General features: G+C 61.8%; 13 protein-coding genes. 10 read left to right on the forward strand and 3 right to left on the reverse strand.

Annotated features, from left to right (window positions below; all coding sequences use genetic code 11):
• Positions 1-21 precede the first annotated feature (21 nt).
• The gene (gene tssB / locus PSH81_RS15015) at positions 22-519 is read right to left on the reverse strand and encodes a type VI secretion system contractile sheath small subunit (protein WP_192300842.1); all 498 of its coding nucleotides are present in this window, start codon (positions 517-519) and stop codon (positions 22-24) included.
• A 31-nt stretch (positions 520-550) separates the two neighbouring features.
• Entirely contained in the window at positions 551-2,104 is a 1,554-nt protein-coding gene (tssA, locus tag PSH81_RS15020) for a type VI secretion system protein TssA (RefSeq protein ID WP_305390981.1), read from the reverse strand.
• Positions 2,105-2,572: 468 nt separating this feature from the next.
• Here tssA and PSH81_RS15025 point away from each other — a divergent pair, with 468 nt between their 5' ends.
• On the forward strand, positions 2,573-3,088 hold the full coding sequence (locus PSH81_RS15025) for an Hcp family type VI secretion system effector (RefSeq protein WP_192300840.1): 516 nt from the start codon (positions 2,573-2,575) through the stop codon (positions 3,086-3,088).
• Positions 3,089-3,125: 37 nt separating this feature from the next.
• Here PSH81_RS15025 and PSH81_RS15030 read toward each other — a convergent pair whose 3' ends face one another.
• Positions 3,126-3,947, reverse strand: a complete 822-nt coding sequence (locus PSH81_RS15030) for an aldo/keto reductase (protein WP_226457327.1) — start codon at positions 3,945-3,947, stop codon at positions 3,126-3,128.
• 106 nt (positions 3,948-4,053) lie between these two features.
• Here PSH81_RS15030 and PSH81_RS15035 point away from each other — a divergent pair, with 106 nt between their 5' ends.
• The 9 genes from PSH81_RS15035 (at position 4,054) to PSH81_RS15075 (ending at position 14,642) form a co-directional block, all read left to right on the forward strand.
• A complete protein-coding gene (locus PSH81_RS15035) occupies positions 4,054-4,548 on the forward strand; it encodes a DUF1543 domain-containing protein (RefSeq protein ID WP_226457326.1) in 495 nt (164 codons plus the stop codon).
• Between the two features lie 222 nt (positions 4,549-4,770).
• On the forward strand, positions 4,771-5,052 hold the full coding sequence (locus tag PSH81_RS15040; protein WP_010210937.1) for a peptidylprolyl isomerase: 282 nt from the start codon (positions 4,771-4,773) through the stop codon (positions 5,050-5,052).
• A gap of 130 nt (positions 5,053-5,182) precedes the next feature.
• The gene (locus tag PSH81_RS15045; RefSeq protein ID WP_226457325.1) at positions 5,183-7,030 is read left to right on the forward strand and encodes an extracellular solute-binding protein; all 1,848 of its coding nucleotides are present in this window, start codon (positions 5,183-5,185) and stop codon (positions 7,028-7,030) included.
• Positions 7,030-8,091 carry a microcin C ABC transporter permease YejB gene (locus PSH81_RS15050; protein ID WP_192300836.1) on the forward strand — a complete coding sequence of 354 codons (1,062 nt, stop codon included), beginning with the start codon at positions 7,030-7,032 and terminating at the stop codon, positions 8,089-8,091. The genes PSH81_RS15045 and PSH81_RS15050 overlap by 1 nt, the downstream gene beginning before the upstream one ends.
• Positions 8,091-9,113, forward strand: a complete 1,023-nt coding sequence (locus PSH81_RS15055) for an ABC transporter permease (protein WP_305390982.1) — start codon at positions 8,091-8,093, stop codon at positions 9,111-9,113. Before PSH81_RS15050 ends, PSH81_RS15055 begins: the two co-directional genes overlap by 1 nt.
• A 10-nt stretch (positions 9,114-9,123) precedes the next feature.
• Positions 9,124-10,695, forward strand: a complete 1,572-nt coding sequence (locus PSH81_RS15060; RefSeq protein ID WP_305390983.1) for an ABC transporter ATP-binding protein — start codon at positions 9,124-9,126, stop codon at positions 10,693-10,695.
• Between the two features lie 80 nt (positions 10,696-10,775).
• Positions 10,776-12,173 carry a sigma-54-dependent Fis family transcriptional regulator gene (locus tag PSH81_RS15065; protein ID WP_226457322.1) on the forward strand — a complete coding sequence of 466 codons (1,398 nt, stop codon included), beginning with the start codon at positions 10,776-10,778 and terminating at the stop codon, positions 12,171-12,173.
• A 296-nt stretch (positions 12,174-12,469) separates the two neighbouring features.
• Complete coding sequence (locus PSH81_RS15070) at positions 12,470-13,861, forward strand: GntP family permease (RefSeq protein ID WP_192300832.1); 1,392 nt, start codon at positions 12,470-12,472, stop codon at positions 13,859-13,861.
• Positions 13,862-13,868: 7 nt separating this feature from the next.
• Entirely contained in the window at positions 13,869-14,642 is a 774-nt protein-coding gene (locus PSH81_RS15075) for a 3-hydroxybutyrate dehydrogenase (protein WP_192300831.1), read from the forward strand.
• Positions 14,643-14,728: the final 86 nt, after the last annotated feature.

A 14,728-nucleotide genomic window follows, 5' to 3' on the forward strand; every position in this document is an offset into this window, starting at 1 on the left:
CAGTGTCCTTTTACTGAAGAGTCACGGGTGGGCGCTGTTCAATCCCAGCTCTGCCAATACCCGAGCGCGGGAATCATCGTCAGCCAGAGCCTGCTCAATGGCTTTGCGGAAACTGGGGGTGTTGCCCAACGGGCCCTTGAGCGCCATCAACGCTTCGCGCAGGACCATCAGTTTGCGCAGTTCGGGCACCTGCTCGACCAGGTTGGCGGGGTTGAAGTCTTTCATCGCATTGATGCGCAACTGGATCGCCAGTTCATCGACGTCGGCGTCGTCTTGCAGGCGATTGGGCACGCTGAGGGTGAGGCTCAAGGCCTGCTTGGCGAGCACCTCGTCGAGGGTGTTCTTGTCGATGCCGATGGGTTTGCGGTCTTCCAGCTTGCGCAGGTCCTCGCGCCGGGTGAAATCCCCCAGCACCAGCAACTTCAACGGCAGTTCAACCTCTTCCTGGGCGCCGCCAACCGCCGGCTTGAACGTGATATTGATGCGTTCCTTGGGCGCAACCGAACCTTCTTTGGCCATGGTGTTTCTCCTTTTCCTGTGGCTTGAAAGCCTATTCAAGTACCGCTTCGAGATCGAAACGGCACAGCCTGCGATGGCTGTCTTCCTTGCATTCGCGCACGGCCTGGTTTTGTGGCAACAGGTCGCAACAGCGGTACAACAATTGCGCAACCTGCAGGGCCAACGCCGGTTCCCAGCGTTCCAGCCCGGCGTGTTGCAGTTCCTGATCGAGCTGTTCGAGCTGGATCTTCGCCAACTCGTGCTTGCCCGCCAGCACACACAAGCGGGCCACGGCGAGGCGCCACTGGAAGCGCTCACGCTCGCTGGTGGCGGCTTGCATACCTTGGTTGAGTTGGCTGACGGCGGCCTTGAGCCCGTCCTTGCGCAGGATCGACATGACCTGCTGCAACGCGGCTTCCCACGGTTGCGCCGTGGCGTCGACGAGCACTTTGGGCGGCGCGGGCTGGCGCAAGTGACGTTCGATATGCAGCGAGATCCAGTCACGGGTGGCGCGGCTGGCAAAGGCTGTGCCGTCGTGAAAATGCAATTGGGGCAGGTCCGGCAGGCGCTTGAGCAACTGGGCAAAGTCAGCCTCCAGCTCGCTCATCGCCAGCTCGGCCTGCAACGCGGCGAGGCACTGCCAGGCCATGTGCAAGCCATCGAACCAGAACATCGCGGTGGCCAGGCTGGCTTCCAGTTCCAGCAACAAATCGGCGTAGTGCCCTTGGGCGAAGCGCTCCTGGTAGCGCTGGAGCTTGTCCGGCGCCGGGCCGCGCAGGCTGGTGATGCGCTCACTATTGGCGTCCGGGTAGCCGACCAGGGTCAGCCAGGCCATGGCTCGGCTCAGGCGCAGGGCGCGCAAGTCAGTGGCGTCCTGGCGCAACCACCAGGCGCAAAGGGGTCGGGCCTGATCCTGTAACGTGCGCAGGCGCTTGTGTGCGTCTTTTTCACTGTCGATGGTGGATTCGGGGGCGAGCAATTGGGTGGTGGCCTGTTTGAGCTGGGCGATCACCCCCGCCACCGCACCGGGTGCCGGCGTGCCTTGTGTGGCGTGCTCCAGGTGCTCCGACAGTTGCCGCCGCAACGGCAGCAACATCGGTGCGTCATCCCCCAAGTGCCCGGCCCAGAGTTCATCGAGTCGCGTCAGGTGTTCGAGGATCGCTTGAAACAGCGGGCGTTGCTGGGCCAGTGGCAGGTTTTGCAGACACAGCGGCTCAAGACGCAATACCAACCAGGCAAAGGCGGCGGCACGCGTACGTGGCTTGGCGGGAAACACCTCGACCCAATGCTGCTCGCAGAGATAGCGCAGCAGCCCAAGGCCGGCGAGCAACCCCGGGAAGGATTCGCACTCATGCAGCGCCCAGGTCAGCCACACCGCGACGCGCACATCCTTTGAATGCTCGCGCAACAGGCACTCACTGATCTCGCGGACTTTCTGCCAGTCCGGCTGGCGGGTGCCGTGCATCGACTGCAACTTGGCCAGTTCTGACTCCAGCGCTTCATATTCGCTTGAATAACGCATGTCACTGCCGGCAAAACTCGTTTGCGAGCAAGGTGAACGTGCAAGTTCAAGGTAATAGTCGAGGCACTTATCGGAATAGTTCATGGGCCGCCATACATGACCGTCAGAAGCAGGGCTGGCAAACTAATTGCACTTATCGCACAAAGTAGCGCGCCACATTAACTTCGCTCGATCGCCGCGAAGCCAGCAAACCTTAGCCATGCCTAAAACGTTCAGCAAGCAACCAAACAAGAGTTAAGGAATATCCTACACACCTCAAAAATCAAGGCCTGCGCAGCAATTTGCGCAGCACAAACGTGTAAGCCAGGCGTTATTCATGCGCACTTCAAGTACATCCAAGAGACGCCAATATGAGCAATTAATTGCGCACTTACGCGCAACTAATCCGACTTAAATTTCGCACACCGACTAAAAGAAAACCCGCAACTTACCGCGCCAGCCATATTTCATTGGCTCACACACTTTCAGGCACGTTTCTTGTTATAGAGCTCTGCCCACCCGGCACCGTCTGTCGGGTGGAACTACCTCAACCATCAGGCAAGGAAACCCGTCATGCCAACACCCGCGTATCTCTCCATCACCGGTGTCAAACAAGGTTTGATTACGGCAGGCACGTTTACCCAGGACTCGGTAGGTAACATTTACCAGGAAGGTCATGAAGATCAGATCCTGGTCCAGGCGTTCGCCCATCAGGTGATCATTCCCCGTGATCCACAGTCCGGCCAGCCGACCGGCCAGCGCGTGCACAAACCACTGATGATCAGCAAGATTTTCGACAAGTCGTCACCGCTGCTCTTCAGTGCGCTCACTGGCGGCGAAGAGGTCAAATGTCGCCTGGAGTGGTTCCGCACCTCGTCGGCCGGCACCCAGGAGCACTACTTCACCATCGAGTTGGAAGGCGCGACCATCGTCGACATCCAGTCGCGCATGCCGAACTGCCAGGACCCGGCCAACGCGCACTTCACCCATCTGGAGGACGTGTATTTCACCTATCGCAAGATCGTCTGGACCCACGAAGTAGCCGGCACCTCTGGCTCGGATGACTGGCGCACACCAGTCTCCGGCTGACGTCACGGGTCGCGGCCGCCAGGGACGGCAGCCGTGACTAGACCATCGCCAGCGGGTGCTTGCGCTGGGGTGCGCCAAACACCCGATCGATTGCGTCCAGGTCGTGCTCATCCAGCACCAGTTGCGCGGCGCTGGCGTTGAGCCGCACGTGCTCGGGAGTAACGGCCTTGGGGATCGCGATCACACCGTCCTGGCGCAGCACCCAGGCCAGGCACACCTGGGCTGGGGTGACGTCATGGCGTCGGGCGATCTGCTTGAGTGTGCTGCTGTCCAGCAATGCGCCGCCCTGGGCAATCGGGCAATAAGCCATTAGCGGCAGATGGTGTTGTTGCCACCAGGGCAACAGGTCGAATTCGATGCCGCGCTCTTCGATGTTGTAGAGCACCTGGTTGGTGGCGCATGCCGGGGCGGCGAGCTCCTGGAGATCTGCCACATCGAAGTTGGACACGCCCCAGCGGCCGATCTTGCCGGCTTCGCGCAGGCGCTCGAAGGCTTCTACAGTTTCTTCAAGGGGATACTGACCACGCCAGTGCAGCAAGTACAGATCGATGTAGTCCGTGCCCATGCGTTGCAGGCTGGCGTCGCAGGCGCGCGGCACACCTTTGTGGCTGGCGTTGTGCGGATACACCTTGCTGACCAGGAACACCCGGTCACGCCTGCCGCGAATGGCTTCGCCGACGACTGCTTCGGCACCGCCTTCGCCATACATTTCAGCGGTATCGATCAGGGTCATGCCCTCGTCGATCCCCAGTTGCAACGCGGCAACTTCAGCGCGGCGCTGGCCGGGGTCTTCGCCCATGCGCCAGGTGCCCTGGCCGATAACAGGGACCGGAACACCGGCCAGATCAATGGTACGCATGACAACCTCCTGATGAGTTCGCGGATAAACAGTGTGGCATTGGCCGGACAAAAGGGTTCAATCGCAGTATGGTTGGCGCCTGCCAACTCGCCAGGAAGTACCTGCAATGCTGTTTGTCGTCATGCTCGGGGGCAAGCACCCACGGGCCCGGATTGAAGTGCACGATGTGGTGTTCGCCGTGGCGGACACGCTGCAAGCCACCTACCCGCAACTGCGCGACGCCTGGTTTGGCAGCGCCAAGGGCGTGCACATCGATTCGTGGATGGCGGTAGACGGCGTGGATGGCTGGAAGGTCCAACTCAGTCACCTCGCCCCCCAGGCCGATGCCCCGCGCCTGTATTTCATCAACCTCGGTGGTTATGCAGCCAACGTGTTTGGCGAGGCGCATCAGTATGTGCTGGTTGTGGCACGCACTGCGCGGGAGGCGAAAGCGTTGGGCAAGCAGCAGATGCTGCGACACTGGGCCCAGGCGCATACCGATGCCGTGATGGATATAGACGACTGCCTGCCGATCGATCTGGTGGATGGGCGCTATGTTCACCTTGAACAAGCCCCACACCGGCCGATCGTGCAGCACAACGACTACATCGTGCTGCCCTGACACATCAAACGGTCCGCTGCGGTGGGTCAGCAAGACCGAGGTATCTGGATTTGGGGCGGCTTCGCCACCCGGCGCGGGGCAAGCCCGCTCACTACATGGCGCGGTCGCGGTTGGGTGGCATGGGGCGTTGGTCAGGCGTGTCGGAACACCAGCGGAACTTTGCCGGGAAATAACCGCCTGAATCCGGTAGGCTCACCCTTTTTATTCAAGGAGTTAATCCCCATGGCCAAAGCCACCGCCCGCCACATCCTCGTTTCCACTGAAGACAAGTGCAACGAACTCAAGGCCCAAATCGAAGGCGGCGCTGATTTCGCAGAAATCGCCAAAGCCAATTCCAGCTGCCCATCCAGCCGCGACGGCGGCAATCTGGGTTCGTTCGGCCCAGGCCAGATGGTCAAGGAATTCGACACCGTCGTCTTCAGCGCCCCGGTCAACACCGTGCAAGGCCCGGTGAAGACCCAGTTCGGCTACCACCTGCTGGAAGTCACCAGCCGCCAGGACTGATCCGGTCTGCGCTGATGCCCTACACAACGGCCCGCCTTTTGGTGGGCCGTTGTGCATGTGATGACTGGCGACGCTGCCGCCGTTAGCGTACAAATCCCTATTCTTCTATACGCGGCGTTCAAGGCTGATAATGCGACTGGCTTTTTCTACCCTGCTTAGCTCTACCCTGGCCCTGCTGCTGGCCAGCAGCGCCGTGATCGCGGCACCGCTGCCGTACCTCACGGTCTATGGCGAGCCGGCCAAGTACCCCGCCGGCTTCCACCACTTTGACTACGTCAACCCCAATGCGCCCAAGGGCGGCAACCTACGGCGCTCGGCCATTGAGATCGGGCGCTTTGACCATGTGCTGCCCTACATCGACAAAGGCATCGGTGTGTCCCAGGTCGACGGCTGGCTCTATTCGCCCCTGGCCCAGCGCTCCCTGGATGAGCCTTACACGGTGTATGGCCTGGTTGCCGAGAAGATGGAGCGCGCCGAAGACGGCCTGTCGCTGCGCTTCTTCCTCAATCCCAAGGCGCGTTTCGCCGACGGCACGCCCATCACCGCCGAAGACGTGCGCTACACCTATAACTTGCTGATGACCCAAGGCCGCCTTGGCTTTCGCACGCTGTTCGCCGACGTCAAGCACGTCGAAGTCGAAGGTGAGCGCCAGGTACGCTTCGATTTCTCCAGCAATGAAAACCGCACCCTGCCCCTCGACCTCGCGACCCTGCCGGTACTGCCCGAGCACTGGTGGAAAACCCGCGACTTCGCCAACGGCGGCGGCTACGAGGCACCACTGGGCAGCGGCCCGTATAAAGTCAGCAAGATCGATTCCGGCAGCACCATCACCTTTACCCGTGACCCCGACTGGTGGGGCAAGGACCTGCCCGTCAGCCGCGGCCTGTACAACTTCGATCACCTGAGCCTGGAATATTTCGGCGATACCGAAGTAGCGCGCCAGGTCTTGCGCGGCGGCGCCTATGACTTCAACCGCGAGTTTTCCGCCACCGGCTATTCCATCGGCTACAACGGCCCGGCCCTCGACGACGGTCGCCTGCAACGCGCGCATTTGGCCAAGCAGATGCCGCAACCGGCCCAGGGCTACGTGTTCAATGTGCAAAAACCGATGTTCAAGGACCGCCGCGTACGCCAAGCCCTGGCGATGCTGTGGGATTTCGAATGGGCCAACCGGCAGATGATGCGCAACATGTACATCCGCCAGCAGAGCTTCTTCTCCAACAGCCCGCTGGCCGCCAGCCAACCGCCGACCCCAGAGGAACTGGCGATCCTCGAACCCTTGCGCGGGCAAATTCCCGACGAAGTCTTTACGCAAGTGTTCAAGGCCCCGGTCACCGACGGCAGCGGCATGATCCGCGACAAACAACTGCAAGCCCTGGCCCTGCTGGAAGAAGCCGGCTGGAAACCCGACGGCGACCGCCTGGTCAACGCCGACGGCGAGCCGCTGGAGTTCACCTTCCTCAACACCCAGAACGGCCTTGAGCGCCTGCTGCTGCCGTACAAACGCAACCTCGCGCAAATCGGCATCACCTTGAATATCCGCCGTATCGACTCCTCGCAGTACGTCAACCGGATGATGGCGCGCGACTACGACATGATCGTGGTCGGCTTCCCGGTCACTACTTCGCCGGGGATGGAGTTGTACAACTACTTCGGCTCAGACGCCGCGTTCGATCCCGGCGCCAACAACTACATGGTCCTCAAGGACCCGGCGGTCGATACCTTGATCAAGGGCCTGGTCAAGGCCGACACCCAGGCGCAGATGCTCACCTACGCCCACGCCCTGGACCGGGTGCTGCAATGGAATTACCTGTGGATTCCCAACTACTACCCGCCCGGCACGTCCGCCGCATGGTGGAACCGCTTCGGCCGCCCTGCCGTCGAGGCGAAAAACGATGAAGCCCTGGAAAGCTGGTGGGAAATCAGCCCTACACCGCTGACAAACGAGCAGATGCAAAAACGCGGAGGCCGCCACTGATGCTTGCTTATATCGTACGGCGCCTGCTGCTGATCATCCCCACGCTGGTGATTATCCTGCTGGTCAACTTCGTCATCGTGCAGGCCGCCCCCGGCGGCCCGGTGGAACAAGCCATTGCCCACCTGCAAGGCATCGGCGGCGGCGCGGTCGGCGGCTCGGGTGGTGACGGCATCAGCGGCGGCTCCCGGGCCAGTCGCGGCCTGGACCCGAAGCTGATCAAGGACATCGAAAAACAATACGGTTTCGACAAGCCCGCACCGGAACGCCTGTGGCTGATGCTGACGAGCTACGCCAAGCTGGATTTCGGCAACAGCTTCTTTCGCGGCAAAACAGTGATCGACCTGATCCTGGAGAAAATGCCCGTCACCATCTCCCTCGGCCTGTGGGCCACCCTGATCACCTACCTGGTGTCGATCCCCCTGGGGATTCGCAAGGCGGTGCGCCATGGCAGCAGCTTTGATGTGTGGAGCAGCACCGCCATCGTCATCGGCTACGCCATGCCAGCGTTCCTGTTTGCGATGTTCTTGATCGTGGTCTTCGCCGGCGGCACCTCGCTGAACTGGTTCCCGGTGCGCGGGTTGGTCTCGGAAAACTTCGAGGAACTGAGCACCGTCGGCAAGATCGCCGACTACTTCTGGCACCTGGTGCTGCCGGTCACGTCCCTGGTGATCGGCGGTTTCGCCACCCTGACCATCCTCACCAAAAACTCGTTCCTCAATGAAATCACGCGCCAATACGTGGTCACCGCGCGCGCCAAGGGCTTGAGCGAACGGCGGGTGCTGTACGGCCATGTGTTCCGCAACGCCATGTTGCTGGTGATCTCGGGGATTCCCCAGGCGTTTATCAGCGTATTCTTTGCCGGTTCGCTGCTGATCGAGGTGATTTTCTCCCTCGACGGCCTCGGGCGCATGAGTTACGAAGCGGCGGTGTCGCGGGATTATCCGGTGGTGTTCGGCTCGCTGTTTATCTTCACCTTGTTCGGCCTCTTGATAAAACTCATTGGTGACCTCTGCTACACCCTGGTCGACCCGCGTATCGACTTCGCCGCGAGGAACGCCTGATGTTCAACCTGTCTCCCGTGGCCCGTCGACGCTTCGAACGGTTCAAGAAAAACCGGCGTGGCTGGTGGTCGCTGTGGCTGTTTATCGGCCTGTTTATCCTGACCCTCGGCGGCGAGTTGATCGCCAATGACAAGCCCCTGGTGCTGAGCTTCAAGAACGAGCTGTATTTCCCGGTGTTCAAGCGCTACACCGAGCAGCAGTTCGGCGGCCAGTTGCCGTTCCAGGCCGACTACCGCAGTGACTACGTGCAAAAACTGATCAAACAGGACGGCGGCTGGATGCTGTTCCCGCCGGTCCCGTTCAGCGACGATACGCCCAACTACGAACTGACCCGCCCTGCCCCCAGCCCGCCTTCGGCCGTGAACTGGCTGGGCACCGATGACCAGTCGCGGGATGTGCTGGCGCGGGTGATCTTTGGCGCGCGGGTCTCGATCCTGTTTGCCCTGGCGCTCACCGTGATCAGTGCCGCCATCGGCATTGCCGCCGGTGCGTTGCAGGGTTACTACGGCGGCTGGGTCGACCTGATCGGCCAGCGGGTGCTGGAGGTGTGGTCGGGGCTGCCGGTGCTGTATCTGTTGATCATCCTGTCGGGCTTTGTCGAGCCGAATTTCTGGTGGTTGCTGGGGATCATGGCGCTGTTTTCCTGGCTGGCCCTGGTGGACGTGGTACGCGCCGAGTTCCTGCGCGGACGCAACCTGGAGTACGTCAAGGCCGCTCGCGCACTGGGCCTGAGCGACGCCAAGATCATTCGCCGACACATCCTGCCGAATGCCATGACCGCAACCTTGAGCTACCTGCCTTTTATTCTGACCGGTGCGATTTCCACCCTCAGCGCCCTGGACTTCCTCGGCTTCGGCATGCCCGCCGGCAGCGCCTCGCTGGGTGAATTGATCGCCCAGGGCAAGCAGAACCTGCAAGCGCCGTGGCTGGGCCTGACGGCGTTTTTCACCCTGGCACTGATCCTGTCGCTGCTGGTGTTTATCGGCGAGGCATTACGTGATGCCTTCGACCCCCGTTCATGAGTGACTGCAGATGAACCTGATCGAAATCCGCGACCTCAGCGTCGCCTTCAGCGGCCAGACCGTAGTGAACAAGCTGAGTCTGGACGTACGCCCCGGCGAGTGCCTGGCACTGGTGGGCGAATCGGGCTCGGGCAAGTCGGTGACGGCCCACTCGATCCTGCAATTGCTACCCGAAGCCGGCACGCAAACCACAGGCTCCATTCAGTACCGCGGCCAGGAGCTGATGGGCGCGCCGGCCTCGACTCTGCAAAAGCTGCGCGGCAACCGCATTGCAATGATCTTCCAGGAGCCAATGACGTCCCTGAACCCACTGCACAGCATTGAAAAACAGATCGGCGAAACCCTGCTGTTGCACAAGGGCCTGGGCGGCAAGGCGGCGCAGGCGCGCATCCTCGAATTGCTCGATCTGGTGGGCATCCAGAACCCTCGGGAACGCCTCAAGACCTACCCGCACCAACTCTCCGGCGGCCAGCGCCAACGGGTCATCATTGCCATGGCCCTGGCCTGCGAGCCGGAACTGCTGATCGCCGACGAACCCACCACCGCGCTGGACGTGACGGTGCAGCGCAAGATCCTGCTGCTGCTCAAGTCCCTGCAACAACGCCTGGGCATGTCGTTGCTGCTGATCAGCCACGACCTCAACCTGGTGCGCAGCATTGCCCAGCGCGTGTGCGTGATGCATGCCGGCGAGATCGTCGAGCAGGCCGATTGCCAGACCTTGTTCAACGCACCGCAACACCCTTACAGCCGCCTGCTGCTGGATGCCGAGCCGGCGGGTGAAGCGCTGTGCAGCGAGGAGCGCGAGACCGTGTTACAGGTTGACGACCTGACCGTGCAATTCCCCCTCGGCGGCGGCCTGTTCCAGCGCAAAACCTACCTGCGCGCGGTGGACGGCATCAGCCTCAGCGTGCAGCGCGGCAAGACTCTGGGGATTGTCGGCGAATCGGGCTCGGGCAAATCCACCCTGGGCCAGGCGATCCTGCGCTTGCTCGACTCCACCGGCAGCATCCGCTTCCAGGGCGAAGCCCTCGACCCGCTCAATCATCAGCAGATGCGCCCGTGGCGCAAGCAGATGCAGGTGGTGTTCCAGGACCCTTACGGCAGCCTCAGCCCACGCATGACAGTGCAGCAGATCATCAGCGAAGGCCTCGAAGTGCATGCGCCGTGCAGCGTTGCAGACCGTGACGCGCAGGTGATCCAGGTGCTCAAGGACGTCGGCCTCGACCCTGCCAGCCGGCATCGTTACCCCCATGAATTCTCTGGCGGCCAACGTCAACGGATCGCCATCGCCCGCGCCCTGGTGCTCAAGCCCGCATTGATGTTGCTGGATGAGCCGACCTCGGCCCTCGACCGCACGGTGCAGAAGCAGGTGGTAGCGCTGTTGCGTGAGTTACAGGAGAAGTACGGCCTGACCTACCTGTTTATCAGTCATGACCTGGCGGTGGTGCGGGCGATGGCCCATGACATGATCGTGATCAAGGACGGCAAGGTCGTGGAGCGCGGCGCAAGCCAGCAGGTATTCGAAGCGCCCCAGCACGCCTACACTCAGGAACTGCTGGCCGCCGCGCACATCCCCCTGTAACCCCATCCCCCTGTGGGAGATGGCTTGCCTGCTCCCACAGGACCGCACTCCCACTCCCATTTTGTGTTGGCGACATAAGCATGAACACCAACGAAAGCCTCAAGGATTACCAACAGGTGCGCGGCCTGGCCATCCAGTCGCTGTTCGAGATCATCGAGCAGTCCAGTGAAGGCACGGTGATTGTCGACCGCGACGCGAATATCGTCTGGATGAACGAGCGCTACGCCAAGCGTTTCGGCTTGAAAAGCGCCGACGAGGCCATCGGCCAGCCGTGCGAACAGGTGATCTCCAACAGTCTGCTACGCCAGGTGGTGCGCAATGACCAGCCGATCCTGCTGGATATACAGGACACGCCCAAAGGCCCGCTGGTGGTGATGCGCCTGCCGATCCACAACGATGCCGGCGCGGTCATTGGTGCGATTGGCTTTGCGCTGTTTGATGAGCTGCGCAACCTGTCGCCGCTGATCGAACGCTACCTGAGCATGCAGCAGGAACTGGCTTCGACCCGCTCGTTGCTGCGTTCGCGACAGAGCAAATACAACTTCGCGCACTTTATCGGCACCAGCGCCGCCAGCCTCGAAGTCAAGCGCCGTGCGCGGCGCAGTGCCAGTGCCGAGTCGCCGGTGTTGCTGCTCGGCGAAACCGGCACCGGCAAGGAGCTGCTGGCCCAGGCGATTCACGGCGCATCGAAGCGGGCACACAAGGCGTTTGTCAGCGTCAACAGCGCGGCGATTCCGGCCGACCTGCTGGAGGCCGAGTTCTTCGGCACCGCGCCGGGGGCATTTACCGGCGCCGACCGCAAGGGCCGTCCCGGCAAGTTCCAGATTGCCCAGGGCGGCACCTTGTTCCTCGACGAAATCGGCGATATGCCCCTGCCCCTGCAAAGCAAATTGCTGCGGGTGTTGCAGGAAAAGGAGTTCGAGCCGGTAGGCTCCAACGAGATGCTGCACAGCGATGTACGGGTGATTGCCGCCACGTCCATGGACCTGGAGGCAGCGATCAAGCGTGGCGAGTTTCGTGCGGACCTGTATTACCGCCTGAATGTATTGCCGATCCAGGTGCCGCCGTTGCGTGAACGATTGGAGGACATCCCAGCGTTGAGCGAAGCGATTCTGGAGGAGTTGCGCAGCCAGCACGAACTGGATCGCGAAGCCCTGGCGCTGCTGGCGCAACATGCGTGGCCGGGGAATATTCGCGAACTGCGCAATGTGCTGGAACGGGCGGCGTTGCTCAGTGATGACCTGGTGTTGAACGCCGAGGAAATTCGCGCAGCCATCGGCACCTTCACCCCGGTGCAACGCACTGCCGTGGCGACGGTAGCGGGCGAAAGCTTCAGCGCGGCGCGGGAGCGCTTTGACCGGCAGATCATTGCGGCGGCGTTGGCGGCCTGTGGCGGGAATGTGGTGGAGGCAGCCAAGCGGCTGGGGCTTGGCCGCTCGACGCTGTACAAAAAGATGCTGGCCCTCGGCATCGCCTAGTCTCAAAACAGAGACAGCACTCTCCCTATCGAGACAGCCGCCTGAGGAAGCGGGCTTGCCCGCGAAGGCGGTGGTGCAGCCGACGCATCTGTGACTGATACTGCGCCTTCGCGAGCAAGCCCGCTTCCACATTTGTTCCGCGCCCGTCTCAAATTCGAGACAATACTCGCAGCAGCCACCAGAAAGAAATAATTTATCCTTATATTTCAACGACTTAATATCTTGGCACGCATCTCGCTATAGCTTCTCCCCACCGCAACACCCACAAAAATAACAATTCGATCTGGAGACACTCCATGAGTGTAATCATCGCCCTGGCAGCCCTCGCGCTGCTGATGCTGGCTGCGTACCGTGGCTATAGCGTTATCCTGTTTGCCCCCATCGCCGCCCTCGGCGCCGTCCTGCTCACCGACCCGTCCGCCGTCGCGCCTGCCTTTACCGGGGTGTTCATGGAGAAGATGGTCGGCTTTATCAAACTGTATTTCCCGGTGTTCCTGCTCGGTGCGGTGTTCGGCAAGCTGATCGAGCTGTCGGGCTTTTCCCGTTCGATTGTGGCCGCCGCGATCCGCTTGCTCGGCACCCGCCAGGCAATGCTGGTGATCGTGCTGGTCTGCGCCCTGCTCACCTACGGCGGTGTGTCGCTGTTTGTGGTGGTGTTTGCGGTGTACCCATTTGCCGCGGAGATGTTCCGCCAAAGCAATATCCCCAAGCGCCTGATCCCGGCGACCATCGCCCTCGGCGCCTTTTCGTTCACCATGGACGCCCTGCCCGGCACGCCACAGATCCAGAACATCATCCCCAGCACCTTTTTCAACACCACCGCCTGGGCTGCGCCGTGGCTGGGCCTGATTGGCACGGTCTTCGTGTTCTGCGCCGGCATGCTCTACCTCGCGCGCCAGCGCAACAAGGCGCAGCGCGCCGGTGAAGGGTATGGCACCGAGTTGCGCAATGAGCCGGAAACCGCTGAAAACCTGGCGCTGCCCAACCCGTGGATCGCGCTGTCGCCGCTGATCCTGGTGGGGGTGATGAACCTGCTGTTCACCCACTGGATCCCGCAGTGGTACGGCAAGACCCACAGCCTCGCGCTGCCGGGCATGAGCGCGCCGGTGACCACCGAGATCGCCAAGCTCACTGCGATCTGGGCGGTGCAGGCTGCGTTGCTGGTGGGGATTATCGTGGTGCTGGTGTTCGGCTTCTCCGCGATCAAAAGCAAGCTTGCCGAAGGCAGCAAAAGCGCGGTCAGCGGCGCGTTGCTGGCGGCGATGAACACCGCGTCGGAATACGGCTTCGGCGCGGTGATTGCCTCGCTGCCGGGCTTTTTGGTACTGGCAGACTGGCTCAAGGGCATTCCCAACCCGCTGGTCAACGAAGCGATCACCGTGACGCTACTGGCCGGTATCACCGGGTCCGCGTCGGGTGGCATGAGCATTGCGCTGGCGGCCATGTCCGAGAGCTTTATTTCAGCAGCCCATGCGGCCAATATCCCCCTTGAAGTGCTGCACCGCGTCGCCGCCATGGCCAGCGGCGGCATGGACACCCTGCCCCACAACGGCGCGGTGATCACGCTGCTGGCGGTCACCGGCCTGACCCACCGCGAAGCCTACAAGGACATTTTCGGCATTACGATTATCAAGACCCTCGCGGTGTTCGTGGTGATCGGTACTTTCTACGCCACTGGCATTGTGTGAGGTTTTCATGACGACATTGAACGGCAAGACCGCCCTGGTCACCGGTTCCACCAGCGGTATCGGCCTGGGCATCGCATTGAGCCTGGCCAAAGCCGGCGCCAACCTGATCCTCAACGGCTTCGGCGACGCCAGCGCGGTGATCGCCCAGGTGCAGGCGTTCGGCGGTAAGGTCGGGCATCACCCGGCCGACGTCAGCGACCCGGCGCAGATCGCCGACATGCTCGCCTACGCCGAGCGCGAGTTCGGCGGCGTCGACATCCTGGTCAACAACGCCGGCATCCAGCATGTGGCGGCGGTGGAAGACTTCCCCACCGAGCGCTGGGATTCGATCATCGCCATCAACCTGTCGTCGGTGTTCCACAGCACGCGCTTGAGCCTGCCGGGCATGAAAGCCAAGGGCTGGGGGCGCATCGTCAACATCGCCTCGGTACACGGCCAGGTCGGTTCGGTGGGCAAGGCGGCCTATGTGGCGGCCAAGCACGGCGTGATCGGCCTGACCAAGGTGGTGGGCCTGGAGACCGCGACCAGCAATGTGACGTGCAACGCCATCTGCCCGGGCTGGGTATTGACGCCGCTGGTACAGAAGCAGATTGATGATCGCATCGCCACGGGCGTGGACCCGCAGCAAGCGCAGCATGATTTGCTGGCAGAGAAGCAGCCGTCGCTGGAATTTGTGACGCCGCCGCAGTTGGGTGAGTTGGTGCTGTTCCTGTGCAGCGAAGCCGGCAGCCAAGTGCGTGGTGCGGCGTGGAACATCGATGGCGGCTGGTTGGCCCAATAAACGCAAACCTGGACAACACTGGAGATACAAATGTAGGCAAGGGCTTGTGTGGGAGCGGGCTTGCTCGCGAAGGCGGTGGTTCAGCC

The organism is Pseudomonas sp. FP2335, from assembly GCF_030687535.1.
Classification (GTDB): domain Bacteria; phylum Pseudomonadota; class Gammaproteobacteria; order Pseudomonadales; family Pseudomonadaceae; genus Aquipseudomonas.

Coding starts and splice junctions, on each gene's coding strand:
- PSH81_RS15030 (WP_226457327.1), bottom strand. CDS start 3,947: ATGCGTACCATTGATCTGGCCGGTGTTCCGGTCCCTGTTATCGGCCAG.
- tssB (WP_192300842.1), bottom strand. CDS start 519: ATGGCCAAAGAAGGTTCGGTTGCGCCCAAGGAACGCATCAATATCACG.
- tssA (WP_305390981.1), bottom strand. CDS start 2,104: ATGAACTATTCCGATAAGTGCCTCGACTATTACCTTGAACTTGCACGT.
- PSH81_RS15025 (WP_192300840.1), top strand. CDS start 2,573: ATGCCAACACCCGCGTATCTCTCCATCACCGGTGTCAAACAAGGTTTG.
- PSH81_RS15065 (WP_226457322.1), top strand. CDS start 10,776: ATGAACACCAACGAAAGCCTCAAGGATTACCAACAGGTGCGCGGCCTG.
- PSH81_RS15060 (WP_305390983.1), top strand. CDS start 9,124: ATGAACCTGATCGAAATCCGCGACCTCAGCGTCGCCTTCAGCGGCCAG.
- PSH81_RS15075 (WP_192300831.1), top strand. CDS start 13,869: ATGACGACATTGAACGGCAAGACCGCCCTGGTCACCGGTTCCACCAGC.
- PSH81_RS15040 (WP_010210937.1), top strand. CDS start 4,771: ATGGCCAAAGCCACCGCCCGCCACATCCTCGTTTCCACTGAAGACAAG.
- PSH81_RS15050 (WP_192300836.1), top strand. CDS start 7,030: ATGCTTGCTTATATCGTACGGCGCCTGCTGCTGATCATCCCCACGCTG.
- PSH81_RS15055 (WP_305390982.1), top strand. CDS start 8,091: ATGTTCAACCTGTCTCCCGTGGCCCGTCGACGCTTCGAACGGTTCAAG.
- PSH81_RS15070 (WP_192300832.1), top strand. CDS start 12,470: ATGAGTGTAATCATCGCCCTGGCAGCCCTCGCGCTGCTGATGCTGGCT.
- PSH81_RS15045 (WP_226457325.1), top strand. CDS start 5,183: ATGCGACTGGCTTTTTCTACCCTGCTTAGCTCTACCCTGGCCCTGCTG.
- PSH81_RS15035 (WP_226457326.1), top strand. CDS start 4,054: ATGCTGTTTGTCGTCATGCTCGGGGGCAAGCACCCACGGGCCCGGATT.